At 71.8% G+C, this 26,953-nt stretch carries 27 protein-coding genes and 2 pseudogenes; 19 read left to right on the top strand and 10 right to left on the bottom strand.

Annotated elements, in window-relative coordinates; all coding sequences use genetic code 11:
• The first annotated feature begins 12 nt into the window (after positions 1 to 12).
• The 3 genes from ACZ61E_RS00145 (at position 13) to ACZ61E_RS00135 (ending at position 4,571) form a co-directional block, all read left to right on the top strand.
• On the top strand, positions 13 to 2,346 hold the full coding sequence (locus ACZ61E_RS00145; protein ID WP_469696183.1) for an APC family permease: 2,334 nt from the start codon (positions 13 to 15) through the stop codon (positions 2,344 to 2,346).
• Between the two features lie 235 nt (positions 2,347 to 2,581).
• Positions 2,582 to 2,992: an RNHCP domain-containing protein gene (locus ACZ61E_RS00140; RefSeq protein WP_469696181.1), complete on the top strand. Its 411-nt coding sequence runs from the start codon at positions 2,582 to 2,584 to the stop codon at positions 2,990 to 2,992.
• Positions 2,993 to 3,620: 628 nt separating this feature from the next.
• On the top strand, positions 3,621 to 4,571 hold the full coding sequence (locus ACZ61E_RS00135) for a dihydrodipicolinate synthase family protein (protein WP_469696179.1): 951 nt from the start codon (positions 3,621 to 3,623) through the stop codon (positions 4,569 to 4,571).
• A 31-nt stretch (positions 4,572 to 4,602) separates the two neighbouring features.
• Here ACZ61E_RS00135 and ACZ61E_RS00130 read toward each other — a convergent pair whose 3' ends face one another.
• From ACZ61E_RS00130 to ACZ61E_RS00120, 3 genes are all read right to left on the bottom strand, one after another.
• A complete protein-coding gene (locus ACZ61E_RS00130) occupies positions 4,603 to 5,268 on the bottom strand; it encodes an SDR family NAD(P)-dependent oxidoreductase (protein ID WP_469696177.1) in 666 nt (221 codons plus the stop codon).
• Between the two features lie 124 nt (positions 5,269 to 5,392).
• Positions 5,393 to 5,770, bottom strand: coding sequence for a DUF2255 family protein (locus ACZ61E_RS00125; protein ID WP_469696175.1), 378 nt, complete (start codon positions 5,768 to 5,770; stop codon positions 5,393 to 5,395).
• A gap of 244 nt (positions 5,771 to 6,014) precedes the next feature.
• Entirely contained in the window at positions 6,015 to 6,470 is a 456-nt protein-coding gene (locus ACZ61E_RS00120) for a MarR family winged helix-turn-helix transcriptional regulator (RefSeq protein ID WP_469696173.1), read from the bottom strand.
• 169 nt (positions 6,471 to 6,639) lie between these two features.
• Here ACZ61E_RS00120 and ACZ61E_RS00115 point away from each other — a divergent pair, with 169 nt between their 5' ends.
• Both ACZ61E_RS00115 and ACZ61E_RS00110 read left to right on the top strand, forming a co-directional pair.
• Positions 6,640 to 8,097 carry an MFS transporter gene (locus tag ACZ61E_RS00115; protein ID WP_469696171.1) on the top strand — a complete coding sequence of 486 codons (1,458 nt, stop codon included), beginning with the start codon at positions 6,640 to 6,642 and terminating at the stop codon, positions 8,095 to 8,097.
• A gap of 193 nt (positions 8,098 to 8,290) precedes the next feature.
• On the top strand, positions 8,291 to 8,524 hold the full coding sequence (locus ACZ61E_RS00110) for a hypothetical protein (RefSeq protein ID WP_469696169.1): 234 nt from the start codon (positions 8,291 to 8,293) through the stop codon (positions 8,522 to 8,524).
• A gap of 82 nt (positions 8,525 to 8,606) precedes the next feature.
• On the opposite strand, the gene ACZ61E_RS00105 is transcribed toward ACZ61E_RS00110, so the two are convergent.
• Both ACZ61E_RS00105 and ACZ61E_RS00100 read right to left on the bottom strand, forming a co-directional pair.
• Positions 8,607 to 9,332: a YoaK family protein gene (locus ACZ61E_RS00105; protein ID WP_469696168.1), complete on the bottom strand. Its 726-nt coding sequence runs from the start codon at positions 9,330 to 9,332 to the stop codon at positions 8,607 to 8,609.
• Positions 9,333 to 9,470: 138 nt separating this feature from the next.
• Entirely contained in the window at positions 9,471 to 11,327 is a 1,857-nt protein-coding gene (locus ACZ61E_RS00100; protein WP_469696166.1) for a serine/threonine protein kinase, read from the bottom strand.
• A gap of 191 nt (positions 11,328 to 11,518) precedes the next feature.
• On the opposite strand from ACZ61E_RS00100, the gene ACZ61E_RS00095 reads away from it, so the two are divergent.
• The 9 genes from ACZ61E_RS00095 to ACZ61E_RS00055 all read left to right on the top strand — a co-directional run bounded on the left by ACZ61E_RS00095 (position 11,519) and on the right by ACZ61E_RS00055 (position 20,561).
• Positions 11,519 to 11,593, top strand: a complete 75-nt coding sequence (locus tag ACZ61E_RS00095; protein ID WP_374361958.1) for a putative leader peptide — start codon at positions 11,519 to 11,521, stop codon at positions 11,591 to 11,593.
• 242 nt (positions 11,594 to 11,835) lie between these two features.
• A complete protein-coding gene (locus ACZ61E_RS00090; protein ID WP_469696165.1) occupies positions 11,836 to 12,861 on the top strand; it encodes an aldo/keto reductase in 1,026 nt (341 codons plus the stop codon).
• 108 nt (positions 12,862 to 12,969) lie between these two features.
• Positions 12,970 to 14,085, top strand: a complete 1,116-nt coding sequence (locus tag ACZ61E_RS00085) for an LLM class flavin-dependent oxidoreductase (RefSeq protein ID WP_469696163.1) — start codon at positions 12,970 to 12,972, stop codon at positions 14,083 to 14,085.
• 350 nt (positions 14,086 to 14,435) lie between these two features.
• Entirely contained in the window at positions 14,436 to 14,759 is a 324-nt protein-coding gene (locus ACZ61E_RS00080; RefSeq protein WP_469696161.1) for a small hydrophilic protein, read from the top strand.
• Positions 14,749 to 16,173: a sensor histidine kinase gene (locus tag ACZ61E_RS00075; RefSeq protein WP_469696160.1), complete on the top strand. Its 1,425-nt coding sequence runs from the start codon at positions 14,749 to 14,751 to the stop codon at positions 16,171 to 16,173. The genes ACZ61E_RS00080 and ACZ61E_RS00075 overlap by 11 nt, the downstream gene beginning before the upstream one ends.
• Positions 16,170 to 16,829 carry a response regulator transcription factor gene (locus ACZ61E_RS00070; RefSeq protein WP_469696159.1) on the top strand — a complete coding sequence of 220 codons (660 nt, stop codon included), beginning with the start codon at positions 16,170 to 16,172 and terminating at the stop codon, positions 16,827 to 16,829. Before ACZ61E_RS00075 ends, ACZ61E_RS00070 begins: the two co-directional genes overlap by 4 nt.
• 109 nt (positions 16,830 to 16,938) lie before the next feature.
• Positions 16,939 to 18,372 carry an SLC13 family permease gene (locus ACZ61E_RS00065; RefSeq protein WP_469696158.1) on the top strand — a complete coding sequence of 478 codons (1,434 nt, stop codon included), beginning with the start codon at positions 16,939 to 16,941 and terminating at the stop codon, positions 18,370 to 18,372.
• Positions 18,369 to 19,544: a glycerate kinase family protein gene (locus ACZ61E_RS00060; RefSeq protein WP_469696156.1), complete on the top strand. Its 1,176-nt coding sequence runs from the start codon at positions 18,369 to 18,371 to the stop codon at positions 19,542 to 19,544. Before ACZ61E_RS00065 ends, ACZ61E_RS00060 begins: the two co-directional genes overlap by 4 nt.
• 213 nt (positions 19,545 to 19,757) lie before the next feature.
• Positions 19,758 to 20,561 (top strand): LysR substrate-binding domain-containing protein, encoded by an 804-nt coding sequence (locus ACZ61E_RS00055; RefSeq protein WP_469696154.1) that lies wholly within the window; start codon positions 19,758 to 19,760, stop codon positions 20,559 to 20,561.
• 13 nt (positions 20,562 to 20,574) lie between these two features.
• Here the strand turns inward: ACZ61E_RS00055 and ACZ61E_RS00050 are convergent, their stop codons facing one another.
• Together ACZ61E_RS00050 and ACZ61E_RS00045 are read right to left on the bottom strand one after the other, a co-directional pair.
• The gene (locus tag ACZ61E_RS00050; protein WP_469696152.1) at positions 20,575 to 20,715 is read right to left on the bottom strand and encodes a hypothetical protein; all 141 of its coding nucleotides are present in this window, start codon (positions 20,713 to 20,715) and stop codon (positions 20,575 to 20,577) included.
• Positions 20,716 to 21,009: 294 nt separating this feature from the next.
• Complete coding sequence (locus tag ACZ61E_RS00045) at positions 21,010 to 21,165, bottom strand: hypothetical protein (RefSeq protein WP_469696151.1); 156 nt, start codon at positions 21,163 to 21,165, stop codon at positions 21,010 to 21,012.
• 274 nt (positions 21,166 to 21,439) lie between these two features.
• On the opposite strand from ACZ61E_RS00045, the pseudogene ACZ61E_RS00040 reads away from it, so the two are divergent.
• From ACZ61E_RS00040 to manD, 3 genes and pseudogenes are all read left to right on the top strand, one after another.
• Positions 21,440 to 21,571 (top strand): annotated as a pseudogene (locus ACZ61E_RS00040) (GntR family transcriptional regulator); the annotation flags it as partial.
• Between the two features lie 162 nt (positions 21,572 to 21,733).
• A pseudogene (locus ACZ61E_RS00035) lies at positions 21,734 to 21,862 on the top strand (carbohydrate ABC transporter permease); the annotation flags it as partial.
• 93 nt (positions 21,863 to 21,955) lie between these two features.
• Positions 21,956 to 23,179, top strand: a complete 1,224-nt coding sequence (manD, locus tag ACZ61E_RS00030; protein WP_469696150.1) for a D-mannonate dehydratase ManD — start codon at positions 21,956 to 21,958, stop codon at positions 23,177 to 23,179.
• Positions 23,180 to 23,238: 59 nt separating this feature from the next.
• Here the strand turns inward: manD and ACZ61E_RS00025 are convergent, their stop codons facing one another.
• Positions 23,239 to 24,144 (bottom strand): LysR family transcriptional regulator, encoded by a 906-nt coding sequence (locus tag ACZ61E_RS00025; RefSeq protein ID WP_469696626.1) that lies wholly within the window; start codon positions 24,142 to 24,144, stop codon positions 23,239 to 23,241.
• Between the two features lie 90 nt (positions 24,145 to 24,234).
• Here ACZ61E_RS00025 and ACZ61E_RS00020 point away from each other — a divergent pair, with 90 nt between their 5' ends.
• Positions 24,235 to 25,560, top strand: coding sequence for an aspartate aminotransferase family protein (locus ACZ61E_RS00020; protein WP_469696148.1), 1,326 nt, complete (start codon positions 24,235 to 24,237; stop codon positions 25,558 to 25,560).
• Between the two features lie 24 nt (positions 25,561 to 25,584).
• On the opposite strand, the gene ACZ61E_RS00015 is transcribed toward ACZ61E_RS00020, so the two are convergent.
• Both ACZ61E_RS00015 and ACZ61E_RS00010 read right to left on the bottom strand, forming a co-directional pair.
• A complete protein-coding gene (locus tag ACZ61E_RS00015) occupies positions 25,585 to 25,830 on the bottom strand; it encodes a hypothetical protein (RefSeq protein ID WP_469696147.1) in 246 nt (81 codons plus the stop codon).
• Complete coding sequence (locus tag ACZ61E_RS00010; protein WP_469696145.1) at positions 25,814 to 26,065, bottom strand: DUF6400 family protein; 252 nt, start codon at positions 26,063 to 26,065, stop codon at positions 25,814 to 25,816. Before ACZ61E_RS00010 ends, ACZ61E_RS00015 begins: the two co-directional genes overlap by 17 nt.
• A 330-nt stretch (positions 26,066 to 26,395) precedes the next feature.
• Between ACZ61E_RS00010 and ACZ61E_RS00005 the strand changes: the two genes are divergently transcribed.
• A complete protein-coding gene (locus tag ACZ61E_RS00005; RefSeq protein WP_469696143.1) occupies positions 26,396 to 26,815 on the top strand; it encodes a DUF4190 domain-containing protein in 420 nt (139 codons plus the stop codon).
• Positions 26,816 to 26,953 lie beyond the last annotated feature (138 nt).

Genomic DNA, 26,953 nt, shown 5'->3' with positions numbered 1-26,953 from the left:
CAGACTTGCCGCATGTCGGGCACCCACGGTAAGAAGTCGGCCACCACGAGCACGCGGAGCGCGGCGGTACCGGGCAGCAAGCCCCTTCGCGAACTCGACGCCCAGCAACTGCGGGTGCTGCGCAGTGTGGGACGCGAATGGCGGCGGGTGTCGGCGGAGCCCGGCGTATGGCGCCGGGCCCTGCCGGTCGATCCCGATCTCGGCAGCCTCCCCACACCGGCCCAGATCACGCCGGCCCGCTTCGGGCGGGTCGTCCCGGTCTCCCCCTTCGGCCCCACGGAGGCCGGCACCGCGCCGTCCCCGCCCCCTCCCGCGGGAGTCGGCACGGCGGACGAGGCGCCACCGCCTCCCGTCGCCGAACCCCCTCCCGTCGACCGGCCCCGGGCCGTCTACCGGCTGCGACGCCTGCTCATCGGACCGGCGCTGGCCAGCACCGCCCTCGCCCGCGAACGCATGCGCAAACTGGTCGCCCTGCCCGTCCTGTCCGCCGACGCGCTCTCCTCCGTCGCGTACGGGCCGGAGGCGATGCTCGCCGTCCTGGTCCTCGCGGGCACCGCCGGACTCGGCTACTCGATCCCCATCGCGGCCACCATCGTCTTCCTGATGCTGGCCATCGGCGTCTCGTACCGGCAGACCATCCGCGCCTACCCCCGCGGCGGCGGCTCCTACATCGTCGCCAGCGACAACCTGGGGACCTTCCCGGGGCTCACGGCCGCCGCCGGACTCATGACCGACTACATCCTCACCGTCGCGGTGTCCATCAGCGCCGGCGTCGCCGCCATCACCTCCGCCGTACCGTCACTCGCCTCCTCCAATGTGCTGATCGGCGTCCTGGCCATCCTCGTCCTCCTCGCCTGCAACCTGCGCGGGATCCGCCAGGCCGGCGCGATCTTCGCCGCGCCGACGTACGCCTTCGTCATCGCGATGTTCGCACTCGTCGTCGCCGGACTCGCCGACGCGGCCGGCCGCGGCTTCCACCCGGTGCCCCACCCGCCGGTCAACGCCACCGAAGGGCTCGGCATCCTCCTCGTGATGCGGGCCTTCGCCTCCGGCGCGACGGCCATGACCGGCATCGAGGCCATCTCGAACGCGGTACCGGCGTTCAAGCCCGTCGAGTGGCGCAACGCCCGCACCACACTGAGCTGGATGGTCGGCCTCCTCGTCGTCCTCTTCGCGGGCATCATCGCCCTCGTCCACTTCAGCGGGGTCCTGCCGCGGTCCCAGGAGACGGTGCTGTCCCAGCTCGCGCATCTCAGCTTCGGCTCGGGCCCGATGTACGTCTACACACAGGCTGCCACCGCCGCCGTTCTGCTCCTCGCGGCCAACACCGCCTTCAACGACTTCCCCCGCGTGCTCTCCCTGCTGGCCCGGGACGACCACGCGCCCCGCCTCTTCGCGCGGATGGGCGACCGGCTCGCCTTCAGCAACGGCATCATCCTGCTGTCGGCCGCGGCGGGGCTGGTGTACGTGGCGTTCGACGGCCGCACCGCGGCGCTCATCCCGCTGTACGCGGTCGGCGTCTTCCTCGCCTTCACGCTGTCGCAGGCCGGAATGGTGGTCCACTGGTGGCGTCTGAGGGACCGTCACTGGCGCAAGAGCCTGCTGTTCAACGCCACCGGCAGTCTGCTCTCCGCGCTCGTCCTCATCACGGCCGGTATCACCAAGTTCACCGAAGGCGCCTGGGTCGCGCTCGTCGCGGTCGCGCTGTTCCTCGTCGTCACGACACGCATCCGGCGCCACTACGACACCGTCGCCGCGGCGCTGCGCCTGCAACGGCACGCGATCGAACTCCCGCACCACACCATCACGCCGCACGCCGTCGTCCCGCCCCGGCGCATCGAGGACGTCGACGGTCCGCCGGCCTCGCGGGAGCCCCGGGACCCACGGGCCTTCGACGAGATGGAGCGGGCTGAGGGGGCGGAAGAGGCGGAGGAGGTGCCCGAGGAGATCCGGCACCTCTCCCTCGTACCGATCCAGACGCTCGACCGGGCCGGGATGCGCGCCCTCGCGTACGCCGCCTCGCTCCAGCAGCCCGTCCTCGTCGTCCACGTCAGCACCGGCGTCGCGGAGGCCGAACGCTTCCGCGACCAGTGGCTGTTGTGGGGGGACCACCTGCCGCTCCAGGAACTCGTCTCCCCCTACCGCGCCGTCATCGCGCCCCTCGTCAACTACATCCAGGCCCTGCACCATCAGCGGCCCGACCTCACCCTCACCGTGATCCTCCCGGAGATCGTGGTGAGCCAGCGCCGCTACAGCGCGCTGCACAGCCGCACCGCCCCCCGGCTGCGCAGGGCGCTGCGCCCCCTGCGGAAGGTCGTCGTCACCACGGTCCCGTTCCACGTCTGATATTCGGTTGCCCCACGCGGCGCGGCCGGTTTTCATGGCCGGGAACACGGCGGCAGACGACAAAGGCGGTGTGCACCGGATGGGAACGACCCGGCAGGAACCGATCTCGTGATCGAGGTTGGTTCATCTCGGCGCTGATCTTCGAACAGCGAATCGGCGAGGCGAACTCCCTCGGCGCGAGTCGGACACGAGACCCGGTTGTCCTTCCCCGCGTCACCCGAGGAGTCCTCACAGCATGCCCCGCGACAACATGTCCCGCACCAGGAGATCCGGATCCCGCAACACCTCACGGCGGGCGCGTACGGAAGCGCGCGCCGAGTCCTTCCGGTGTCTCCAGTGCGGGCTCGACGTCCCGATGAGCGCGCCCGGTACCGATCACCGCAACCACTGTCCGCACTGCCTGTGGAGCCGTCATCTCGACGACACCCCCGGCGACCGGCAGGCGGACTGCGGTGCCCGGATGGAACCGCTCGCCATCTCCGTACGCGGCGACGGCGAGTGGGTCCTCGTCCACCGCTGCGCGCACTGCGGAGTGATCCACGCCAACCGTACGGCGGGCGACGACAACGTCCTGCCACTGACCCGGCTGGCCGTGCGCCCACTGGCCCAACCACCGTTCCCCTTCGAACGGTTGAGCGGGCTGTAGCGACAAAGCGCTCACAGACGAAAGGGACACGAGAAAAACCCGGACGACGTGGCCGGCGGCTGTCGGCTACTGTCGTTTGAAGTCCGGTCCGTGAGAGGCGAATTGGCCTCATCGGGGGTTCGGGTCCGGACAGCGGAACTTCATGTACGGCATCTCCCGGTGCGCAGGCCGCGGCTACTTCTCCGACAGAAACCACGCCGCACGCCGTCTTTTCTCGGGGGACTTCAGCATCGGTGCGCCCGGTGCGCAGGTGACGGATACTTCTTATCCAAAAAGAAGGGACCCGGGTTCGAATCCCGGCGGCCCGGCTCCGGCCGGGCCGTGGTGCAGCGGCCCAGCATCCATGTCTCCGCCACCGACTCGGATCTCGGGCGCTCCGATGCTGTTCCGTCTCACCCGTGTCACCGGGAGCGACCGGATCCGGGGTGAGTGCGCCGTTGAGGCTGTTTCTCGTCGGAAAACGCGGGCACGGCCATGTCAGGGAGAGCCGCCCGGCCACCGGCGGGGAGAATCTGACGGCCTCGCGGAGGCGCCCGGACGGGCCGATGGCACGGGGCGGGCTCCTCGCGTACGGACGAACTCAACGGCGCCGGAACCGCAGTGGACCGGCCGGAGGTCAAGGTCACTGATGAGCCGTCAGAAGTGCTTCACCGAGGGGGAGCGGCCGAGGGACGGCCGCGCGCTGCTGGGCGGTGTCACGGTCCCCCTGGTCACGCCCATGGACCGGCCCGGACAACCGTCGGCCCCGGCCGCCGACGCCCTGCTCGTCGCCCTGGCGGAGGCCGGGGTGCACGGCCTCATGCTCTTCGGCAGCACCGGCGAGGGCCCGCTCCTGCCCACCGCGCGGCTGGCCGGCTTCGCGAGCGACGTGACCGCGCGATGGCGTGAACTGACCGACAGCGGCACGGTGTTGGTCAACATCACGGCACCCGGCACCGCCGAGGCGCTGGCGCGGGCGGAGGCGGTCCTGCCCGCCGCACCCGACGCCCTGGTGCTCAGCCCGCCCCTCTACTACCACCACCGGCACGACGAGATCGTCGCCCACTACGCGGCCACGGCCGGACTCGGCATCCCCGTCGTGGCCTACAACGCACCCCGCTACAGCAATCCCCTGACACCCGCCCTGGTCGACGAACTGGTGGACCTGGCACACCTGGTGGGCCTCAAGGACAGCTCGGGCGACCTCGACCTGCTCGGTCACGCCGTCGCCGCCGCCCGCCGCCGCGACGACTTCGCCGTCGGCCAGGGCGACGAAGGACAGGCACTCGACGGGCTGCGGCTCGGCGCCGACGGCGTGGTACCCGGAGTGGCGAATCTGGCGCCTGCACCGGCCGTCGAGCTGTTCCGGGCCCACCGCGAGGGCCGGTACGACGACGCCCGGCGCGCCCAGCTCCTCATCGAGGAGATCCTGGTGCTGCACACGGTGCGGCCGGGCGTGCCGGCGGTGAAGGCCGTGCTGGCCGGGCACGGGCTGTGCCCGCCCCATGTCGCCGCGCCCTTCACACCCTGCTCCGAGGCGGAGCGCCACGCGCTGTTCGCCCTGCTGGCGCCGCTCGACGCGCATCTCCTGCACGCCTGAGCGGTAAGTCCGCCCCTGACCGAGGGCGCACTCAGCCGTCCATGGGCTCGGCGTAGTGCCGGAACTCCGTACGGTCCCTGTGCATGCCCCAGAGCGTCTCGGCGAGCACGGACGGATCCTTGCGGTGATCGCCGGCGGTGATCGCGCCGGGAATGACGAGCTGGGCCGCGTGGACACCCTCGCCGGCCAGGGCGTCGTGCAGCATACGGGCGTAGGCGCTCTCGGCCGCGAACGCGATCGAGGTGCCGGCGCGGTCCGGGTGCGGACGGACGGCGCTGCCGCCGTTGACGAACAGCAGAGTGCCCCGGCCCAGGGAACGCATACCGGGAAGCACCTGGCCGACGGCCGTCATCGGCCCCACGACGGAGAACGCGAGCGGGCCCGCGATGTCGGCCGGTGACGTCTCCAGGACCGGTTTCATGTAGCTCCGGTGCGGGATGGGGCTGTACTGGAGGACCTCGACGGGGCCGAGGGCGGAGGCGGCGGACTCCAGCGCGGCGCGGAGCGAGGCCGGGTCGGTGACGTCGGCGGCGAAACCGCGCGCGTCGACGCCGTCACCGCCCAGCTCGGTGGCGAGGGCGTCCACGTGCTCCTGGGTGCGGGACAGCAGCGCGACGCCGAAGCCTTCGCGCCCGAAGCGCCGCGCCACGGCGCCGCCCAGGCCCGTGCCGGCTCCGACGATGGCGATGGTGGTCATAGGGGGTTTCCTTGTCGTGGGGTGGGCGGGGACGCGAGGGGTCGCCGGGGCGTGGGAATCGCCGCGGTGCCGTGACGCGGTGCCGTAACGGGGTGATTTGACCCGGTGACGTGACCCGGCGTCGTCACCGGGGAACGAGCCGGAGGGTCGCGGCACGGGCGGTGTCGGCCACGATGGGGCGGACGTAGGTGTCGCTGTAGCGGCCGTACTTGCCGTGGTAAGCGGCGTCCAGCCGGTCGTTGAGAGCCGGGTCGGTCTCCTCGACGAAGGTGACGTCCTTGTCCACGCCGCCGGAGCTGATGTGTCCCGCGTGCTGTGCGGTGGCGGCCCGGTACCAGGTCCCGCCGCGCCCGTGGAAGGCGCGCACCAGCAGGTCGTCGCCGTCGCGGACCACCCAGACGGTCGTCGGTTCGCCCGGTGTGTTGTCGCCACGCAGGGGCGAGAGCTCAAGTTCGTCGGCGTTCTCGATCCTGCTCAGTTCGTCCTGCGTCCAGGTGGCCATGGCACGGTCTCCTTCGCGACGGTTCCGGTGTGACGACCGACTCGGCGCCACACTGGCCACCATGACTCCCCTCGCGCGCCGCAACGAGCCGGGGGAGTCCCGCGAGCCACGCAGGGCCGCGCGGAGCCCCCGGGCAGGGCCGTGGCCAGGCGTCGCACCCGGAGCTCGCCGTCCCGCCGTGACTACTCCATCCGTATGACGGAGGGGGCGCCCGCGCGTTCCTGCGCAGGCCGTGGCCGTGCCGTCACAGGCGTGGCCACGGCCTGCCGGCCAGCCGTTCGATGTCGGTGTTGAAGCGCTTCAGATAGGCGGCGAACGCGGCGATGTCCTCCTCCGGCCAGTCGGACATCACCCGGTCCAGCGAGCGCACGATCCCCGCCCGCTCCTTGTCGAGTACGCGCGCGCCCTCGTCCGTGATGCGGAACTTCCGCGCCATGCCACCGTCGGGGTCCGCGATGCGCTCCACCAGCCCCGCGCGCATCGCCGCGGCCGTCTGCCGGTTCAGGGTGGAGGCGTCGAGCCCGAACGCGTCGCTCAGTTCGCCGATCGACATCGGCCCCTGGAGCCGGATACGGCTGAGCAGGATGTAGGCGCTGCGCTCCAGTACGGCGTCCCTGCCGCGACCGCCCCTCTGATTCAAGAACGTGTGGCGGCTGAGGAGCATCTGCTCGTACTCGACCTCGTGCGTGGCCCCGACCATGCCTGTGTCGCCTCCTGCCTCTCGTGCCGGGCCATTGTCGCACCGCGTCCGAACGGCCCGGACGTCGTCGTTCATGAGTATGCAGCATGCATGTAAAGTGCTCGATGCATGCGATATGTATGATGCACACGCTTGTTCCGAATCAGACAGCCCCTAGGAGTCCCGCTTCATGGACGCCCCCAAGCCCACGTCCCGCTCGGGCGGCGTGGTCGCCACGCTGGCGCTCGCCGGCACGACGGCCGCGATCATGCAGACACTGGTCACCCCGCTCCTCGCCGATCTGCCCACGATCCTCAACACCTCCGCCTCGAACGCCACTTGGGTGATCACGACGACGCTCCTGGTGGCGGCCGTCTGCGTGCCGGTCGTGGGCCGGCTGGGCGACCTGCTCGGCAAACGCCGCATGCTTCTCGTCTGCTCCGTGCCGCTGATCGCGGGCTCCGTGGTGTGCGCCCTGTCGTCCTCCGTCCTCCCGATGATCATCGGACGCGGCCTCCAGGGCATGGGGATGGGCATGGTGCCGCTCGGAATCGCCCTGCTGCGTGACGTCGTCCCGACGGAGAAGCTCAGCTCGTCCATCGCCCTGGTCAGCGCCTCCATGGGCATCGGCGGCGGACTCGGCCTGCCGATCGCGGCGGCGGTCGCCCAGTACGCGAACTGGCGCGTCCTCTTCTGGGGTTCCGCCGTGCTCGCCACGGTCATCGCCCTGCTGATCTGGTTCCTGATCCCGACCGTGCCGGCCGGCGCGAAGGGCCAGCGGTTCGACGCGGTCGGTGCGGCCACCCTCGGCGCCGGTCTGGTCGGTCTGCTGCTCGCGATCTCCAAGGGCGGCGACTGGGGCTGGAGTTCGGGCACCACGCTCGGTCTGTTCGTGGCCGCCGTCGTGCTTCTGGTCGGCTGGGGCGCCTGGGAACTCCGTACGACCGACCCGCTGGTCGACCTGCGCACCACGGCCCGCCCCCGGGTCCTGCTCACCAACATCGCGTCGATCTTCGTCGGCTTCGCGATGTACGCGAGCATGCTGGTGATGCCGCAACTGCTCCAGTTCCCCGAGGCCACCGGCTACGGCCTCGGACAGTCGATCCTCGCGTCCGGTCTGTGGATGGCGCCCGGTGGCGTGATGATGATGATCGTCTCCCCGCTCGGCGGCAAGCTCACCAACGCCCACGGCCCGAAACTCACGCTCCTCGGCGGCGTCCTCGTCATCGCCGCGGGCTACGGGCTGTCGCTCGCGCTGATGGGGTCCGCCTGGGGGATCATGCTGGCCATCATGGTGATCAACAGCGGTGTGGGCCTCGCCTACGGCTCGATGCCCGCGCTCATCATGAGTTCCGTACCGCTCTCCGAGACCGCCGCCGCGAACAGCTTCAACGCCCTCATGCGCTCGCTCGGAACCTCCGTCGGTGCCGCGGTCATCGGTGTGGTCCTGTCCCAGATGACGACCGACATCGGCGGCTTCACCATCACCTCCGAGAGCGGATTCCGCACCGGTCTGGTCATCGGCTGCGCCGTCGCGCTGGTCTCCGCCGCGATCGCGGCCGTCATCCCGGCGGTACGGAACACCGCGGGCCTCACGGACCGGACCCCCCTCGTCCCCGAGTCGGAGAAGTCCGCGGTCAAGGCGTGAACGCGCCTGCTCCGGCTGCCGAGTTGGATCCGTCGGCCGGATTCCGGGGCCGATGACCGGGATGGGGCGGAGTTGTGGTTCTCTTGTGTGCCAGCGACTGCGGCCGGTATGGGACCGGAAGCGCGCCTGGCACCAAGAGCCGCTACGGCCCGGCCTGTCGCCATGGCCGGCGACACCAACAAGGGGATCCGCCATGCCGAACGTCACGGTGACGGCCGCCGCCAACACCAGGCGCCACGCCGTCACGTGGACCAACACACCGGTCGCGGCGGTGAGGCGGCGTGGTGACAAGGGGCAGGGCGCGGTCGAGTACGTCGGTGTCATCGTCCTGGTGGCGCTGATCATCGCCGCGATCGTCGGCTCGGACGTCGACAGCACGATCGCCGACGGTCTCACCAACACCGTGGGCGAGATCCTCGGCGAGTGACCGCGTACCCCCTGGAAGCCCGCGCAGGGGGTACGCGGGACGGGCGAAGGGCCGGGGGAGGGGCGTGGGGCGACGGGGTCCCTCACCCCACGGCGAGTGGCTTTCGCCGTCGGCGTGGGGGCATCGTGACGCACGCCGACGCCGCCGACGCCCAGAGCAGCGGGACGGCCATCGCCCAGCGGGCCGAGGCCGCGTACACCAGTGCGGCGGAGGCGGCGCCCGCGGCGAGTGCGACGAGGCGGGCCAGCGAGCCCAGGTCCGCGAGGCCGATGTTCCCGGGACCCGTGGCGCGGGCGACCAGGCGGGTCAGGATGCCGGTGAAGTACGTGCCCGGTCCGCCGGCCGCGCCCGCGCCGGCCAGCGCGGCGGACTGCACCCCCATGGCCACCGCGACCGCGACGAGCACCACGTCGCGCCAGGGCTGTGCGGGCGCCCCGCCGGCCGCCCCCCAGCCGGCGGCGACGCCCGCCAGGAGCAGCACCTCGGCCGCGAGCCAGCCCACCACCGCACGGGGCCAACGGGTCTCCGGCTCCTCCGGCCGCCGCCGGGTGAACGGCGCCACGACCGCGACCCCCGCCACGTAACCCGCCAGCGCCAGCAGTGGCGCGGCCGGTCCGCCCTCGTCGCCGGTGCCCGTGAAGGAGAGTCCCAGCAGCACGAGATTGCCCGTCATCACCCCCGCGAAGACCCGGCCCAGCGCGATGAACGCCAGTACGTCCACCGCACCCGAGGCACCGGCGAACAGAATCAGCGCCGCCCACTGGGCACGCCCTGGACGCACCGCGTCGGTCGGCGACAACCCGGTCACCCCCTCCGCGTCCCCTGTGGCCGCTGTCTGAGGAGGTCACCAATACGGCGCCGGGCCCCGTACCGCACCCCGCCGAGCCGACACCACCGCCGGGCTCACCCGTACGGCGGGCGGACGCAGCTACTCTCCGGGCACCCCTCAGCCGTTCTTGACGTCCTCGGCGCCGCGCCAGATCGTGAGGTCGAGGGTGACGTACGTACTCGCCTCGTCCGCGCCCGACTTGCCGCGGTAGGTCACCACCGCGACATGGCCCGCGTCGCTGCGCAGGCACATCTGCGAGCCGTTGCTGATCTGGTCGAGTTCGATCCTCTCCGCGTAGCGCGTCACCTTGCGGCAGGTCTCCAGCGAGCCCTTCTCCGAGTTGTTCAGCAGGACGAGCTTCCCGTTGGCGGTGCCGATCCGGGTCTCCCCGAGGGCCTCGTAGTTGACGTAGTAGAGATCCGCGTCGCCGTACGCCGAGTCGTCACCCTCGACCGGGCGGGGCGGCTTGTCGGCGAGCATGAGCTCGTACCCGCTCGCCAGGTCGATGCCCTTGTACGTCATTGGCTTCGGGTCCGGCCGCTTCTCCCCGCCCGAGCTCCCGCCGTCGCCCGAACCACTGCCGTCCGAACCGCTGCTGCCCTGGGAGCCGGCCTTGTTGTCCTTCTCGCCGTCCGGCAGGAGGGAGCCGATGACCCCCAGGACCACCAGCGTGCCCACGATCGCCCCGGCGACGATCAGCCCCGTGCGCTTCGGCTTGGGCTGCGCGGGAGGCACGTACGGAGCGTGGATGACCGGCGGCGGCGTGTGGTAGCCGGGCGCGGGGGTGTGGTGCGTCTGGTGGCCGGGCGGCGGCGTCCCGTGCGTCGGATATCCGGGCGGCGGGGTGTGGTGACCCTGCGTGGGGTACGAGTGGTGGCCGGGCAGTTGCGGCGGAGGGCCGGGGACGCCCGGGCCCTGGCCCGGCGCCGCGGGTGTCGCGAACCCCGTCGGCGCGTACGGGTTCACCGTGCCCGGCGCCGGGGGCTGACCGGGCGCCGGATTGTGCGGCGAGAACTGCGTCGGCGTCGGAGCCACGGCGGGCCGCGGCGGCGGGGTCTTCGCCGGTTCGGGCAGCCGCAGCCGCTCGGTGATCGATCCGGCGACCGCCTGCGGCAGCCAGTCCTCGCCCTGGCGCAGCGCGTCGGGCGACAACTCGTGGCACAGCTCGATGATCTCCGTCAGGCTCGGCCGGTCCTCCGGGGCGCGCGTCAGACAGCGCTTCACCAGGGGCAGCAACTCCGCCGGCACCCGGCTGAGATCGGGATCCTCGTGCACGATCCGGTAGAGCACCGCGTGCGAGGACCCCTCGCCGTACGCGGGCGAACCGATCGCCGCGAAGGCCGCGATCTGCCCGAGCGCGAAGATGTCGGTGGCGGGGCTGACCGTACCGGCCGCCGCCTGCTCGGGCGCCATGAACGTCGGCGTGCCCACGCTCACACCGGTGCCGGTCAGCGCCGTGGTGTCGGCCGCCCGCGCGATGCCGAAGTCGATCACGCGAGGGCCGTCGGAGGCGAGGAGCACGTTGGCGGGCTTCAGATCGCGGTGGACGATGCCCGCGCCGTGGATCACATGCAGCGCCTCGGCGACGCCGACGGTCAGCAGCAGCACGCTGCGCAGCGGGAGTCCACCGTGCTGGGCGACCGCGTGCGAGAGTGAGGGCCCCGGCACGTAGGCGGTGGCGAGCCAGGGCTGCGGGCCGTCCGTGTCCGAGTCGATGACCGGCGCGGTGTAGAGGCCCTGCACCCGCTGCGCGGAGTGCACCTCCTGCTTGAACCGCCGCCGGAACTCGGGGTCCTCACTGAACTCGGGCCGGATCACCTTGAGCGCGATGGGCCGGCCGCCCGGCGTGTAGGAGAGATACACCTTGCCCATGCCGCCCGTACCGAGCACGGCGGCCAGACGGTAACCGCCGACGACAGCCGGGTCGCCCTCCCCGAGCGGTTTGAAGAGGTTGGCGGAAGGTGTGCTGGTCATGGTGAGTCATCCCCTGTTTACGGCAGTTCGCTCTCTGCCGAAGCCCCGAAGTCAAGGGGGAGCGTACCGACTTTCCTCCGGCGCCCTCATCCGCCAGGCGCAACAACCCTGCAACAACCCCGGGCCGGGGCGGGCGGGCCGGCGCCCCCGGGCGCATTGCCAGGAGCCCGCGTGTCGCCTACCGTTGCGGCGTGCATCTGGATGTAAGGCTGGTGACGCGCATTCACGTCGACCTTCTGCGGTCGGCCAGCGCGCTGTGTCTCTGACACCCCCCGAGGCGTAGACGCGCGCTCTCCGCGCTCACGCCGATGCCGGCACTTCCTTCTTCTTGACCATCCACCCAAGTCCCACCGGGCTCCGCCGTGTGCCGAACTCCGTGCGCCGAACAGCACGGGCGAGTACGGCGCGGGCCGGTACGGCATGGGCCGACGCCTGCCCTGCCCCGTCGCGCAGCGCGGGGTGGGCGGCGCCCCCGGGCCCACCACTCCAGAAAGGCACGTCTTCTGCCATGGGCTACCGAGCCGCCGACGACCGATACCAGAAACTGCCGTACCGCCGGGCCGGGAACAGCGGTCTCGACCTGCCCGCCCTCTCCCTCGGCCTCTGGCAGAAGTTCGGTGACGACCACCCGTTCGGCACCCAACGCGACATCGTGCTGCACGCGTTCGATCTGGGGATCACCCACTTCGACATCGCCAACCGGTACGGTCCGCCCTTCCGCGCCGCCGAGAAGTTCTTCGGACGGCTCGTCAGGAGCGACCTGGCGCCGTACCGCGACGAGATCCTGATCTCCACCAAGGCCGGCAACCCCGTCGGCGGCAGCCCCTACCTCCGGGGCGGCTCGCGCAAGTCGCTCCTGGCGTCGCTCGACCACAGCCTGCGCGACCTCGGCGTCGAGTACGTCGACGTGTTCTACTCGCACCGCCCGGACCCCACGACTCCGCTGGAGGAGACCGTGGGAGCCCTGGTCAGCGCGGTCGAGCAGGGCAAGGCACTCTACGTCGGTATCTCCAACCACTCGCGCGACCAGGCCCACGAGGCGGCCGAGCTGCTGCGCCGCGCGAACGTCCCGCTGCTGACGCACCAGCCGCGCTACTCCATCTTCGACCGGCGGCCCGAGACCGAGGGCCTGCTCGACATCGCCGCCGAGGACGGCACCGGCCTGATCGTGTACTCCCCGCTGGCGCAGGGCCTGCTCACCGACAAGTACCTGGACGGCACCGTGCCCGCCGACGCCCGCGCCGCGACCAGCGCCTTCCTCTCGCCCGACGACATCAGCGAGGTCTACCGCGAAAGGGCCACCGCCCTGAACGGCCTCGCCGCCAAGCGCGGCCAGTCACTGGCCCAGCTGGCGTTGCAGTGGGTCCTCCGCCGGCCGGAGGTCACCAGCGCGCTCATCGGGGCGAGTTCGACCTGGCAGCTCGACCACAACGTCCGGGCGACGGAGTTCCCGCCGCTGACGGACGAGGAGTTGGCGCTGATCGACGAGTACGGCATCCACGGGACCGGCCTCCGTCCCCCGCGCAGCGCCTGAACTCCCGCCCGCCACGCCCCCGGTCGCATCCGACGCGGCGGGCGCGGCAGCCATGGACCACCCCACCGGGCAGGGCCGCCCTGTCCGGCAGCGAATCGGAGCCCTCACATGAGCCAGGAATTCCTCTGGTACATCCCCAACACGGTCGAGCCCGGCCACCGCGGCGACCACACGGCCGACGGCTGGGGCACACTCGACTTCTCCACCGAGATCGCCCTTGCCGCCGAGGCGCACGGGTGGGGCGGAGCACTCATCGGCACCGGCTGGGGCCGGCCGGACACCTTCACCGTGGCCACGGCACTGGCCGCCCGCACCACCACCTTCCAGCCCCTGGTGGCGATACGGCCCGGCTACTGGCAGCCCGCGCACTTCGCCAGTGCCGCCGCCACACTCGACCGGCTCAGCGGCGGACGCCTGCTGGTCAACATCGTCAGCGGCCTCGACAACGCGGGGGCGTACGGCGACGGGGAGAGCGACCCGGCCCGCCGCTACGACCGCACGCGGGAGTTCCTCCGGCTCGTGCGCCGGCTCTGGACCGAGGAGAACGTCGACTTCCGGGGCGAGTTCTTCGGTGTCGAGGACTCCACGGTGAGCCCGCGACCGTACGGTGCCGAGAACGGCCGGACCCCGAGGCTCTACTTCGGCGGTGCGTCGTCGGCCGCCGAGGCCGTCTCGGCGACCGAGGCCGACGTCCAGCTCTTCTGGGGAGAGCCGCTCGACGGCGTGGCCGAGCGGATCGACCGCCTGAAGAACCTCAGCGAGTCCCTCGGCCGTACACACGCGCCGCTGGAGTTCGGCCTGCGCATCACGACCCTGGTCCGTGACACGACCGAGGAAGCCTGGCGCGACGCCGAGGCGAAGGTGGCCGAACTGGCGGGCTCGCGCGCCGACTCGACGTTCACCCAGCAGCGCCGCCTGGCCGTCGGCCAGCAACGGCTCCACGACCTCGCCGAGCGCGGCGAGGTGCTGGACTCCTGCCTCTACACCGCCCCCGGCCGGGCCGGCGGCGGGGGAGCGGGGACGACCTGGCTGGTCGGCTCCCCGGACGACGTGGCCGCCGCGCTGCGCGCTTACGGCGAACTCGGCATCACGCACTTCGTCCTCTCCGACACCCCCTACGGACCCGAGGTCGCCCGGATCGGGGACCAACTCCTCAGCCGGCTGCGGGAACCGGCCCCCGCCGTACCGGCCGGGGCCGGCGACACCGTGAGCACGCCGGGCTAGGTCGTCTCCTCGGAGTGGCGCCGTCCGCCCGCAGGGCGGGGCCCGCGGCGGCCGGTGCGGTGCCTCGCAGGGCGGAGGACCGGTCTCGTACCGGGCGTACTCGGCCGACTCCGACCACGCGGCGAGGTGCCGCGCCGGGCGTCGCGGGCCGGGCGGGACTTCGAGGACACGACCCAGCCTGAGCGGACGGCGTCGCGGCGAGCGGGTTCGTACGGCGTGAGCGGCGCGGTCCCGTCGCCGCGATCGTCGGCAGGGCGGCGTCGCCAGGGTCATGTGGCACGGGGCGGATCATGAAGGAATCCTCATCCCGGCTTCATCCCGGTGACCGGCCCGGTCGCCAGGATGGGGCCATGGCCTTCTCACCCCGTCTGGCAGCCCTGGCGGCCGTCGTCGCCGTCCCGCTCGGCATCGCCGCCACCAGCTACGCTATGACCGACAGTCCCGAGGCGCCCAAGGTGCCCCCCGGAGTACAGCTCGACAGCTCACCGAGCGACACCCCGAGCGGCAGCCCGGACGGCCGAGGGAGTACGGGTCCCCCGGCGTCGCCCACCGGCACTCCGACGGGCCCGCCCACCGCCTCGCCCGGCGAGACAGCCGGCGACGCCGTCGTACCGGGTCCGTCGGCCGCCGACGGTGACGACGACGATGACGACGACTTCGGTGATGACGGTTGACGTTCCGAGGATCTCCGCCCGGGTGCGGATCCTGCTCTGGCTGCTCGTGGTGATGACCATCGCCCTGGGGGCCGTGGCGGTCACCGTCCGCTCGATCCTCCACCGGGACGTGGAACACCGCATAAGCCAGTTGCTGTCACAGGAGACCGGCGAGTTCGCCAACTTCGTGGAACAGGGCGTCGACCCGGACACCGGCAAGAGCTTCGGCGACCCGCGCAGACTGCTCCAGACCTTCCTGCAACGGCAGTACGCCGACCCCGACGAGGAACTGCTCGGCCTGCCCCGCTCCTCCACCAGCGCCCGCGACGTCATCCGGCAGCGCCGTGACTTCCCCGACCACATCGCCCTGTGGCGCGACGACCGGGCACTGTCCCGCATCATCGACTCCAAGGACTCCTCGGGCACACTGCACCGCTCCCAGGGAGAACTGCGCTGGGCCAAGGTCACCATCCGGCCGCTGGGTGACGCTCCCCCCGGCGCCTTCGTCGTCGCCTTCCACTCCGACCGTGAACGGGCCGTCGCCGACCAGACGTTCTGGACACTGATCGTCCTGTCCGGCATGGCGCTGGTGCTGGTGAGCGGCATCGGCTGGGCCGTCGCCGGCCACATCCTGGCGCCCGTGCGCGTCGTACGGAAAACGGCCGCGGAGCTGACCGAGCGGGATCTCACCCGCCGGATCCCCGTGGCGGGCCGGGACGACATCGCGGCGCTCGCCGAGACGTTCAACGGCATGCTCGACCGGCTGGAGCAGGCGTTCGCCGCGCAGCGCGTGTTCGTGGACGACGCCGGACACGAACTGCGCACCCCCATCACGATCGTGCGCGGCCATCTGGAACTGATGGGTGACGATCCGGCCGACCGCGAGGAGACGATACGGCTGGTCACGGACGAACTCGACCGGATGAGCCGTATCGTCGAGGACCTGCTCCTGCTCGCGAAGGCCGAGCGGCCCGACTTCGTACGGCCGGAACCGGTCCAGCTCGCGGAGCTGACCGCGGACGTCTTCGTCAAGGTGCGGACGCTGGGGGAGCGGGAGTGGCTGCTCGACACCGTCGCCGACCGCGAGGCACCACTGGACCCGCAGCGGATCACCCAGGCGATGGTCCAGCTCGCGCAGAACGCCGTCCAGCACACCGTGCCCGGCCAGCGCATACGCGTCGGCTCACAGGCGCACGGAGACCGGATCGAACTGTACGTCGCCGACAGCGGGCCCGGAATCCCGCCGCGGGACGCCGAGGTGATCTTCGAGAGATTCCGGCGCGGCACGGCCCGCCGGGGCGCCCGCACCAGTGGCGCCGGACTCGGACTCGCCATCGTCAAGGCGATCGCGGAAGGCCACCACGGCCGGGTCGAACTGCGCCGCACCGACGGCGGCGGCGCCACCTTCGTACTCATCCTGGAGACGGGCACATGAATCGCATTCTGATCGCCGAGGACGAGGCGCGCATCGCCTCCTTCGTGGAGAAGGGACTCCGGGCCAACGGCTTCACCACCGTCATCGCCGACGACGGCGACCGCGCACTGCACCACGCCGTCTCCGGCGGATTCGACCTGGTGCTGCTCGACATCGGGCTGCCGGGCCGCGACGGATTCACCGTCCTGCGGGAGATGCGCGAGGCACGCGTCACGCTGCCCGTCATCGTGCTGACGGCCAGGGACTCCGTACGCGACACCGTCGCCGGACTCGAAGGCGGCGCCGACGACTGGATGACGAAACCCTTCCGCTTCGAGGAACTGCTCGCCAGGGTCCGGCTGAGGCTGCGCACCGCGGCGCGCGCGCCGGAGGTCACCATGCTGCGCAGCGGCAGCCTCAGCCTCGACCTGCGGACGCGACGGGCCCGCGCCGGCGAGCGGACGGTGGACCTGACGGCCCGTGAGTTCGTCCTGCTGGAGATGTTCCTGCGCCACCCCGGCCAGGTGCTGTCACGCGAACAGATCCTCTCCCACGTCTGGGGCTACGACTTCGACCCCGGCTCCAACATCGTGGACGTCTACGTCCGCGCCCTGCGCCGGAAACTGGGCGCCGAGCGGCTGGAAACGATCCGCGGCATGGGCTACCGCATGCCCTGAACGGTTCGCGGCTCGCGGTGTTCGCCGGTCGGGTGGGGTGGGGCGCAGATGAAGTGGCCTTCACGCGCGGCTCATTCGGACCTCACGGCCCGGCCGCAGGCTGATCGTCGTGCCCCTCACTCTCCGACAGTCCGCCGGCCTCGGTGCCGTTCTCGGTCTCTGCGTCCTGCTCGTCCTGCCCGGCGGGCTCCTCGATCTCGGCGGCGACGCGCGGCTCACGCTCGTCGTGTTCGTCCTCGCCACGTACACCTGGATCGCCACCCCCGTCGACGACACCTATGTCGCGCTGGGCGCCGGGCTCGCGCTGACGGCCACCGGGGTGATCAGCAGCGAGACGCTCTTCGCCACCCTCGGTGACGAGACGGTGTGGCTGCTGATCTGCGCGTTCGTCCTGGCCGCCGCCGTCACCAAGACCGGACTCGCCGGCCGCGCCGCCGCGTTCCTGGTCGGCGGGGCCGGCCCCGTACGGCAGTTGGTGCATCTGACCACCGCCGGGCTGGTCGTCACCGCCTTCGCCGTGCCCGCGACCTCCGGGCGCGCCGCACTCGCCCTGCCGGTCTTCCTGGCCCTCGCCAAGGCGCTCGCCGGCCGGAGCCGCCTCGTGGTGATGCTGGCCCTCCTCTTCCCGACGGTGATCCTGCTCTCCGCCGTCGCCACGCTGATCGGCGCGGGCGCCCATCTGATCACCGTCGGGGTGCTGTGGGAGCAGACGGGGGAGGAGATCAGCTTCGTCGGCTGGCTGATCCTCGGGCTGCCACTCGCCGTGGTCTCCTCCCATCTGGCCGCCGAACTGGTCCTCCTGACGACGACCCGCCGGGCCGACCGGAAGGGGCCCGTCCGGATCACCGCCGGGCAGATCCAGGAGCACTCGCGGTCCCCGGTGGAAGGGCCCCTCAGCCCGCCGGAGGCACGGTGTGTCCTGCTGCTCGGCACCGTCGTCCTGCTCTGGTGCAGCGAACCGCTGCACGGCGTGTCGCCCGCGCTGGTCGCACTCATCGGCGCCGTGGTCGCCGCGTCGCCGGCGCTGGGCACCGTCGGCCTCAAGGACGGCCTGCGGACGGTGCCCTGGCCACTGCTCCTGTTCATGGCCGCCACCATGGCGATGGGCATTGCGCTCTCCGAATCGGGCGCGGCCGACTGGCTCGTTGGCTGGGTGCCCGGCGGTGAGGCGGTGCCGCCGTGGATGTTCCTCACCGGAGTGGTCGTGATCAGTACGGCGGCCCATCTGGCGCTCCAGTCCCGCTCCGCCAGGTCCTCCGTACTGGTCCCGCTGGTGGTCGCCGCGGCCGTCGCCGCCGGCGTCAACCCGGTCGCCGCCGCGTTCGCCTCCACCGCGGCCGCCGGTTTCTGCCACACACTGCCCGCCTCCGCGAAGCCCGTGGCGCTCTTCGCGGACGTGCCGGGCACACCCACGTACACCCCGCGCGATCTGCTGCGGCTCTCGGCCCTGCTCGCGCCCCTCACCGCGGCCCTCGTGCTGCTCTTCGCCCTCGCCGTCTGGCCACTGCTCGGCGTGCCCGTCCACCTGGAGACCCAGCCATGAGCTACCGCATCGTCATCGCCCCCAGTGGGTTCAAGGAATCGCTCTCCGCGGCTCAGGTGGCCGAGTCCATCGCCGAAGGCGTCCTGCGGGTGATCCCCGACGCCGACATCGACCTGATCCCGCTGGTGGACGGTGGGGAGGGCACGGCGGAGGCCCTCGCCCTCGCCGGTGGCGGCCGGCTGGTGCCGTGCACCGCGACAGGACCGGTCGGGCGGCCCGTCCCCACCCACTTCGCGCTGCTCGGCGAGAACGGCCCCGGCCCCGTCACCGCCGTCGTGGAGATGGCCGCGGTCGCCGGTCTCTCCCTCGTACCCGCCGATCTGCGGGATCCGGGCAGCACCACCACCTACGGCGTGGGCGAGCTGATCCGCGCGGCCCTGGACCGGGGTGCCCGGCGCGTGCTCGTGGGCTGCGGGGACTCCGGCACGTCGGACGGCGGCGCCGGGGCACTCCAGGCACTGGGTGCCCGGCTGACGGACCACCACGGTCGCGAACTCGCGCCGGGCGGCGCGGCGCTCGGCGAGCTGGTCCGCGTCGACACCTCGGCGCTCGACCGGCGCCTCGCCGCCACGGAACTCCTCGTCGCCTGCAACCCCTTCAACGTGCTGTGCGGCGCGCAGGGCGTGGCACGCGTCTTCGGACCGCAGAAGGGCGCGGGCCCGGCCGACGTCGAGGTGCTCTCGGCGGCCCTGGAGCGCTGGGCGGCCGTCCTCACCCGCGATCTGTCGCCCCGGCTCGATCTGCGGACGGCCCCCGGCACCGGCGCCTCCGGCGGACTGGGAGCCGGACTGGCCGCGGTGGGGGCGCGGCTCCTGCCCCGCTTCGAGGTCCTGCTCGACCGCCTCGACCTGGACGCCCGGCTGGCGCGAGCCGATCTGGTCATCACGGCGGAGGGCGCACTGGACCACCAGACCGTACGCGGCAAGATCCCCGCCGAAGTCGCGGGCAGGGCCCACGCGGCGGGAGTCCCGGTGTTCGTCCTGGCGGGCACGATCGGACCGGGCGCGCACCTGGTGCGGGCGATCGGCGTCGACGCGTACAGCGCGATCCTGCCGGCTCCGATGTCGCTGCCCGAGGCCATCGAGGGGAGCAGGGAGATCCTCGCCGACGCCACGGAACGCTCCCTGCGGATCGTGGCGCTGGGGACCCGGCTGGCCGTCCGGGCGGCGTGAGCGGCCCCGGGACGACCGCCCGTGCGGATGGCCCCCGGCCGACCGTGCCGGCGGCGGGCGCCGGCGGTCAGCTTTCCTGAAGCACCCCGAGGACATCGCCGTCCGGGTCGGTGAAGGTCGTCACCAGGCTGTCGCCACCGACGTCGTGCGTGGGCTCCGCCGCCGTGGCACCCGCGGCGGTCACCCCGGCGGGTTCCGCCTCATGTCCGGGGCGTGCCAGTACGCGACCGGAGAGGCCATGTCCTGGCTCGCCACGCGCGTGATGTGCTCGCCCGGACGGCGCGGCTCGAAGGCGCGGTCGCGAGCTACACCCGGCCCCCGGCCGCGCCGCTGACCCTGTACTGCGGTGGCTCCGCCATCCAGGGATTCGTGCCGCAGGCGCTCGTCTCGTTCCTCCGTGCGCATCCGGACGCCGACGTCAGCGACTTCGAAAGCCGCACCCCGCGCACCGTGCGGATGCTCGCCGACGGCGAGGCGGACCTGGGGATCGTCATCGACGACGAGGAGGCCCGCGACAGCGGGCTGACCATGAGCCCCCTCGGCTACGACTCCCTCGTCGTGATCGGCCGGGCCGGCGGGATCCTCGCCGGACGCACCGGGCTGACGTACAGCGAGGTCGCCGAGCACCCGCTCGTCGGGCTCGACCCCGACTCCTCACTGCGGCGCTGGATCGAGAAGAACCTCGGCCCGCACGCCCCGGTGGTGCGCTACCGGACCACGGTCGCCGGTCTCGACACCGTCATCGCCCTCGCCGCCCCCGGAGTGGGGCTCGCCGTCGTACCGCGCCGTGCCGTCGACCCCGGCCCGCCCGGCCCGGCACTCGATGTCTGTGAGCCGCTGGAGCCCTGGTCGCGCCGGCTCCATCTGCTGGCCCGGGGCGTGAAGGCGGGCACCTCACCGACGGGTGCGGCCACGTCCGCGCTCGCCGGACATCTGGGCCGCGCGCCACTCTCCGAACCGGCCGTCCACGGCGATCACGGCGATCATGGCGGCAGGGCCGTGTGGCAGGGCGCCTGACGGGCGGAGTCCGTCAGACGCCCCGGCTCTCAACTGACCATGACGGGCCGGTGGTGGCCGTGCACTTCGTCTGGTCGGCGGCCACGGCGGCGCAGCCGTGGCCCGGGGTGGCCGTGCAACCGGCCGGGGTGAAGACGATGACGTTGCTGTTCATGCCCCACCGGACACGGACAGACCGCCCTTCGTGGACGTGGGAACGGACAGGAGGATCGGATCTTCCGGCCGCCGACGTCTTGGCGGTTCAGGAGATCGTGGCTTCCCGGCGTCAGTTCCGTCAAGGCTTTGAACGTTCCAATCGATGCTTTTAACGCTCCAACCGGCCTTTGCGCACTGATGAATGACGGTTCGTCACAGAATGTCGAGCAAGGTCCGGACGGGCACAGCGGCGGGGCCGCGGAGAGGTTTCTCTCCGCGGCCCCGGCCTCGCCTGTCGCCGTACCAGAAGTTACTAGAAGTAATGCTTGCGCCCGCCGACCGCGCGGCCGGTCGCGCCGAGGATCCACAGGACCGCGCCGGCCACGATGAGTACCCCGCCGACCGTGGTCAGCAGCGAGATGCCGACGAGCATGCCGATGACGAGCAGAATGAGACCGAGGAGAATCATGGCTGTTCCTTAACTGGTGGATGTTTGATGGCGTGCGGACCTCGCCTGCGCGGCGGCGCCGCCCCCTGGCCCGCGGGCTCGTCAGCTCCGGCCGGGTGGCCCGTGAACTCGTCAGTCCGGGCCGGGTGAGATCTGTGGCGGCTGTGTGATCGCCGCCGTGGGTTCCTGTTCGTTCGGTGTTGGTTCGGTGTCGTTCGACCATCGTGTGCCCTGCGATCGGCGACCAATGCATGCTCTGCTCATCCGATATCGAGAGGGCGATATCCTCCGGTCCATGCCGACACCTGACCCTTCGGTCCGTCGTGGCCTCCTCACCGAGCGCATCGCCCGCCAGCTGGAGCACGACATCCGGTCCGGGGACATCGCCGTCGGTACGAAGCTGCCCTCCGAGCGGGAGCTGGCCGCAAGCCGCCCGCCCCGCGCCTTCCAACAGGCCAACCGTTGCCTGAAATGGACGATGCTCGCGCCCGCGCAGCTCTTCGTCGGCGCCATGTTCACCTTTCCGCTGTTCTTCACCCTCAACCTGAGCTTCACCGACGCTTTCGGAGCGGTGAACGCGGGCGAGGAGCACGCCGGCACGGACTGGGGCGGACTGATGGCGGCGGCGACCCTCATCACGGTGCCGGTCGTACTGGCCGCCGTCCTGGGGCAGAAATACCTGGTCGCCGGATTGACGTCCGGCGCCACGAAGGGCTGAGGCCCGTCGTTCGGATCAGGCCCTCCGACCCCCGATCAGTCCATCCCGTCCTCGTACAGCCGTCTCCCGGGCGGCTCGGAAAGAGCGGACACCATGAAGATCGTCGACGCGAAGGTCGTCGTCACCAGCCCCGGCCGGAATTTCGTCACCCTGAAGATCACGACGGACGACGGGCTCACCGGACTCGGCGACGCGACGCTCAACGGCCGGGAGCTCCCGGTCGTGAGCTACCTCCGCGACCACGTCGTCCCCCTCCTCACGGGACTCGACCCGCACAGGATCGAGGACATCTGGCAGTCGCTGTACCGCGGCGCCTACTGGCGGCGCGGCCCGGTCACCATGGCCGCGATCGCCGCGGTCGACGTCGCCCTGTGGGACATCAAGGCGAAGGCCGCCGGGCTGCCCCTCTACCAGCTCCTCGGCGGCGCGAGCAGGGAGCGGGTGGCCACCTACGGGCACGCGAGCGGACGGGATCTGCCGGAGCTGTTCGACTCGATACGCGAGAAGCTGGACCGGGGCTACCCCGCCATCCGCGTCCAGACCGGCGTACCGGGCCTCAGGACCGTCTACGGCGTGGGCGGTTCCGCCGCCGGAGCCGGAGCCGGCGCGGACGCCGCTCCCGCGCATCCGCGTCCGGTCGTCGAGGACTGGGACACCGCCGCGTACCTGCGCCATCTGCCCACCGTCCTCGACGCCGTACGGTCGGAGTTCGGCGCCGAACTGCCCCTGCTGCACGACGCGCACCACCGGCTCACCCCGATCCAGGCGGCCCGGCTCGGCAGGGACCTGGAGCCGTACCGGCTGTTCTGGCTGGAGGACTGCACGCCCGCCGAGAACCAGGAGGCGCTGCGCCTGGTACGCCGGCACACCACGACCCCGCTCGCGGTCGGCGAGGTCTTCAACACGGTGTACGACTACCAGACCCTGGTCACCGAGCAGTTGATCGACTACGTACGCTCCGCGGTCACCCACTTCGGCGGGGTCTCGCCGCTGCGGAAACTCTTCGACTTCGCCGCGCAGTACCAGATCAAGAGCGCCATCCACGGTCCCGAGGACATCTCCCCGGTCGGGATGGCCGCCGCCGTCCACCTCGACCTCGCGGTGCACAACTTCGGCATCCAGGAGTACTCGGGCCACACCCCGCTCACCGACCGGGTGTTCCGCCACGCCTACACCTTCACGGACGGCCATCTGCACCCGGGCGAGGCCCCCGGCATCGGCGTCGAACTCGACGAGGAACTGGCCGCCGCCCATCCGTACGAAGCGGCCTATCTGCCCGTCAACCGTCTCCAGGACGGGACCGTCCACGACTGGTGAGACGGGCTCGTGCGGGGCGGCCGCCCCCCCCGCACGGGCAAGCGGTACCGGTCCGGGGGTCAGTCCGGGCCCGGTACCGGCAGGCCCGGAGTGTGCCGCAGCGCCTCCAGCACGACGCGCACCGCCGCGCGGGGCGGTGAACCGCGGCGGACCGCCGCCGTGATCGTGCGCGTCACGGGACTCGCGAGTTCCCTGGTGGTGACCTGATACCGGTGGTCGACGGCGAGCCCCGGCAGCAGCGCGATCGACAGCCCGGCCTCCACGTGTTGCAGAGTCATCAGGTAGTTGCTGAAGCGGCACACCACCCGCGGCTCGAACCGCGACTGACGGCACAGCCGCAGCGCGAGATTCGCCATGTACGACTGGGGTACGTCGAACGCCCACGGCTCGTCCGCGCAGGCCGCGAGATCCACCGCGCCGCGCCCGGCGGCGGGGTGATCGGGCGGCACGACCAGCAGGACCGGGTCCGTGGCCAGCGGTACGAGATCGAGGTCGGGGCCCAGCGGCAGATCGTCGAAGTTGGTGGTCGTGATGATGACGTCCGCGTCGCCGCCGCGCAGCGCGGGCAGGCTCTCGTGCGGTTCCAGCTGGAGCAACTCGACGTCCAGATGCGGGTGTTCTCCCGCCAGCCGGGTCACCGCCGGTACGGCCATGGTGTGGATCGCGCTCTGGAACGCCCCCAGCCGCACCAGCCCGACCGGTTCCTCGCCGAACCCGCGAAGCTCCGTCTCGACGGTGTCCATGTGGTCGAGGATCGCCCGCGCCCGCCGCGCGAGGATCAGCCCGGCCGGGGTCAACCGCACCCGGCGCCCGGTCCGCTCCAGGAGCCGTGTGCGCGTCTCGGCCTCCAGTACGGAGAGCTGCTGGGAGACGCTCGACGGGCTGAGGTTCGCGGCCTGCGCGACCGCGCGGACGGTGCCCAGCGTGTCGAGCTGGCTCAGCAGGCGCAGCCTCCAGGGATTCATCACGCCGCCATTGTTGTGCGGTTCTGCCGAACAGGAAAGCCGGAATCGTGAGATGGACGTGACGCTCGGCCGCCCCCTACCGTCGAAGGCATGGCTGATCCGATCACCACCCCGCCGTCCGACGACAGCTTCTGGTCCGACGCCGACAGGCACCTCGTCCGCTACGGGGCCGAGTTCACGCGCGAGATCATCGACCGTGCCGCCGGGAGCTTCCTCCACACGGCCGGCGGCCGGAAGATACTCGACTTCACCTCCGGCCAGATGAGCGCGATACTCGGCCACTCGCATCCCGCGATCGTCGCCACCGTCCAGCGGCAGGTCGCGACCCTCGACCACCTCTACAGCGGCATGCTCAGCCGCCCGGTGGTCGATCTCGCCCGCCGGCTGTCCGGCACCCTGCCCGCGCCGCTGGACAAGGCGCTGCTGCTGACGACCGGCGCCGAGTCGAACGAGGCCGCGATCCGGCTCGCCAAGCTGGTCACGGGCGGACACGAGATCGTCTCGTTCGCCCGGTCCTGGCACGGCATGACGCAGGCCGCCGCGTCCGCCACCTACAGCGCGGGGCGCAAGGGCTACGGTCCGGCCGCCCCCGGCAACTTCGCCATCCCCGTGCCGAACCCGTACCGGCCCGACTTCACCACGGCCGACGGATCGCTCGACTGGCGACGCCAGCTGGACTTCGCGTTCGACCTGATCGACGCCCAGTCCACCGGCAGCCTGGCCGCGTGCCTGGTCGAACCGATCCTCAGCTCGGGCGGGGTCATCGAACCGCCGGCCGGCTACTTCGCGGCGCTGCGGGACAAGTGCCGGGAACGCGGCATGCTGCTGATCCTCGACGAGGCGCAGACCGGCCTGTGCCGTACCGGGACGTGGTACGCGTTCGAGCGCGACGGCATCGTCCCCGACATCCTCACGCTCTCCAAGACGCTCGGCGCCGGGCTTCCCCTCGCCGCCGTGATCACCAGCGCCGAGATCGAGCAGGAGGCGTACGAACGCGGGTTCCTGTTCTTCACCACGCATGCCGCCGACCCGCTGGTCGCCGCGGTGGGCAACACCGTCCTGGACGTCCTGACCGAGGACGGACTCGACGAACGCGCTCGGTCGCTCGGCGAGTTCCTCCGCAAGGGCCTGACGGACATCGCCGGCCGCCATGCCGTCGTCGGCGACATCCGGGGCCGGGGCCTGCTGGCCGGGCTCGAACTCGTCGCCGACGACGGGACGGGGCGCAGCCCGGACGAACTCGGCGCACGCGTCACCCGCCGCTGCCTCGAACTCGGCCTGCACATGAACATCGTCCAGCTCCCCGGCATGGGCGGGGTCTTCCGGATCGCACCGCCGCTGACCGCCACCGAGGACGAGCTCTCGCTCGGCCTGGAGATCCTGGACCGGGCGATCGGCGAGACCGCCGCCCACTAGGTCGTGGCCCGGCGGGGCGGCGGGTCAGATGTGCGAGGTGGTGTCGTCCCGGTGCGTCACACCGGGACGGGTGTCCAGGGACCACATGTGGGTGCACAGCGGGCACTGGAGGTGGACCACCGGGCCGTTGTTGGAGATCAGATAACGCCAGTGCCGATCGCAGTTGCGGCGGTCGGCGCAGGTGCCGCAGGAGCGGGCGTTGTCGCAGACGGGGCACGGCAGCCAGGCGCGGCGGGAGGGGTCCGCCTGCGGATCAATGGGCTGCCGCACGGCCCGGCTCCTCACCCGGCAGCACGCCGGCCTCCACCAGCATGTCGTAGACGCGCCGCTGCTCGTCGTCCAGTCCGGAGTACAGGAGCGCGTACGCCTCGTCCTCGCCCTGGAGCGCGGCCCGGGGGTCCCAGTGGGGGCCGAGGGCGGTCACGACCTCGGCCCGCCGCCGGGCCTCGTCGAAGGTGAGGTCGATCGAGAAGGGGGTCAGATCGCCGGTGCTGTCGTGGTTCATAGCGTGACTTCCGATGCGTTGACGGAACACCTCCAGCTCTACCAGGCGACCACGGTGTCAGGGAAGGGTCACCTAAGTTGCCCCGGAGTCCACGCGTACCGGACCCGGCGGGGGCCGTAGCCGGATCGGCTTCCGGGGGTGGGCCGTTGACCGCGACGGCCCGCTCACGGCGGTCACGTCCGCCACCCGTCCTGTGACGGACTTCATGGCGGACCGGCCGGTGGAGCCCGCTACCCGTCACCCGATGTGTCGGTGCTGTGTCCGCGCGCTGTTTGGGGGCAACCGGAGGGTGAACCCGATGGACGGGCTCGAAAACGGAGGGTGATCTCGATGTCCATGCCTCACTACCCCGACCAGGGCGCCGACGGCGCGACGCCGTACACGGCGCCCGAGCCGGCGCCCGCACGGAGCAATGGCATGGCGGTGGCCGCGCTGGTGCTGGGCATCATCGCCTGCCTCCTCTTCTGGACGATAGTCGGCGGAATCGTGCTGGGCCTGCTGGCCGTGGTGCTCGGCATCATGGGTGTCCGCCGGGCCCGCGGCGGACGCGCGCCGCACCGGACGATGGCGATCGTCGGCGCGGTGCTGGGCGCGCTGGGGCTCGTCGTCTCGACGGTGCTCGTCATCGTCGGCGTCTCGCTGCTGAACTCCGAGGAGTTCGAGAACTTCGACGACTGCATGCGCAGCGCCGACAGCCAGAGCGAGAAGGACCAGTGCGCGGAGGACTTCTCCAAGGACGTCGAGGGCTGACGAACCGTCAGACATGAGCCTGTGACGGGTGATTGAACTACGGGAGCGGGGGGGGGGGGGGGGGGGGGGGGGGGGGGGGGGGGGGGGGGGGGGGGGGGGGGGGGGGGGGGGGGGGGGGGGGGGGGGGGGGGGGGGGGG

The sequence above is a fragment of the Streptomyces sp. NPDC104581 genome (assembly GCF_055583685.1).
This window is presented reverse-complemented; position numbering and strand designations above follow the sequence as displayed.

Excerpts from the sequence above, each read along its gene's own strand:
- ACZ61E_RS00145 (WP_469696183.1), top strand. The coding sequence starts at position 13 with ATGTCGGGCACCCACGGTAAGAAGTCGGCCACCACGAGCACGCGGAGC.
- ACZ61E_RS00140 (WP_469696181.1), top strand. The coding sequence starts at position 2,582 with ATGCCCCGCGACAACATGTCCCGCACCAGGAGATCCGGATCCCGCAAC.
- ACZ61E_RS00135 (WP_469696179.1), top strand. The coding sequence starts at position 3,621 with ATGAGCCGTCAGAAGTGCTTCACCGAGGGGGAGCGGCCGAGGGACGGC.
- ACZ61E_RS00130 (WP_469696177.1), bottom strand. The coding sequence starts at position 5,268 with ATGACCACCATCGCCATCGTCGGAGCCGGCACGGGCCTGGGCGGCGCC.
- ACZ61E_RS00125 (WP_469696175.1), bottom strand. The coding sequence starts at position 5,770 with ATGGCCACCTGGACGCAGGACGAACTGAGCAGGATCGAGAACGCCGAC.
- ACZ61E_RS00120 (WP_469696173.1), bottom strand. The coding sequence starts at position 6,470 with ATGGTCGGGGCCACGCACGAGGTCGAGTACGAGCAGATGCTCCTCAGC.
- ACZ61E_RS00115 (WP_469696171.1), top strand. The coding sequence starts at position 6,640 with ATGGACGCCCCCAAGCCCACGTCCCGCTCGGGCGGCGTGGTCGCCACG.
- ACZ61E_RS00110 (WP_469696169.1), top strand. The coding sequence starts at position 8,291 with ATGCCGAACGTCACGGTGACGGCCGCCGCCAACACCAGGCGCCACGCC.
- ACZ61E_RS00100 (WP_469696166.1), bottom strand. The coding sequence starts at position 11,327 with ATGACCAGCACACCTTCCGCCAACCTCTTCAAACCGCTCGGGGAGGGC.
- ACZ61E_RS00090 (WP_469696165.1), top strand. The coding sequence starts at position 11,836 with ATGGGCTACCGAGCCGCCGACGACCGATACCAGAAACTGCCGTACCGC.
- ACZ61E_RS00085 (WP_469696163.1), top strand. The coding sequence starts at position 12,970 with ATGAGCCAGGAATTCCTCTGGTACATCCCCAACACGGTCGAGCCCGGC.
- ACZ61E_RS00080 (WP_469696161.1), top strand. The coding sequence starts at position 14,436 with ATGGCCTTCTCACCCCGTCTGGCAGCCCTGGCGGCCGTCGTCGCCGTC.
- ACZ61E_RS00075 (WP_469696160.1), top strand. The coding sequence starts at position 14,749 with ATGACGGTTGACGTTCCGAGGATCTCCGCCCGGGTGCGGATCCTGCTC.
- ACZ61E_RS00070 (WP_469696159.1), top strand. The coding sequence starts at position 16,170 with ATGAATCGCATTCTGATCGCCGAGGACGAGGCGCGCATCGCCTCCTTC.
- ACZ61E_RS00060 (WP_469696156.1), top strand. The coding sequence starts at position 18,369 with ATGAGCTACCGCATCGTCATCGCCCCCAGTGGGTTCAAGGAATCGCTC.
- ACZ61E_RS00050 (WP_469696152.1), bottom strand. The coding sequence starts at position 20,715 with ATGAACAGCAACGTCATCGTCTTCACCCCGGCCGGTTGCACGGCCACC.
- ACZ61E_RS00045 (WP_469696151.1), bottom strand. The coding sequence starts at position 21,165 with ATGATTCTCCTCGGTCTCATTCTGCTCGTCATCGGCATGCTCGTCGGC.
- manD (WP_469696150.1), top strand. The coding sequence starts at position 21,956 with ATGAAGATCGTCGACGCGAAGGTCGTCGTCACCAGCCCCGGCCGGAAT.
- ACZ61E_RS00025 (WP_469696626.1), bottom strand. The coding sequence starts at position 24,144 with ATGAATCCCTGGAGGCTGCGCCTGCTGAGCCAGCTCGACACGCTGGGC.
- ACZ61E_RS00020 (WP_469696148.1), top strand. The coding sequence starts at position 24,235 with ATGGCTGATCCGATCACCACCCCGCCGTCCGACGACAGCTTCTGGTCC.
- ACZ61E_RS00010 (WP_469696145.1), bottom strand. The coding sequence starts at position 26,065 with ATGAACCACGACAGCACCGGCGATCTGACCCCCTTCTCGATCGACCTC.
- ACZ61E_RS00005 (WP_469696143.1), top strand. The coding sequence starts at position 26,396 with ATGTCCATGCCTCACTACCCCGACCAGGGCGCCGACGGCGCGACGCCG.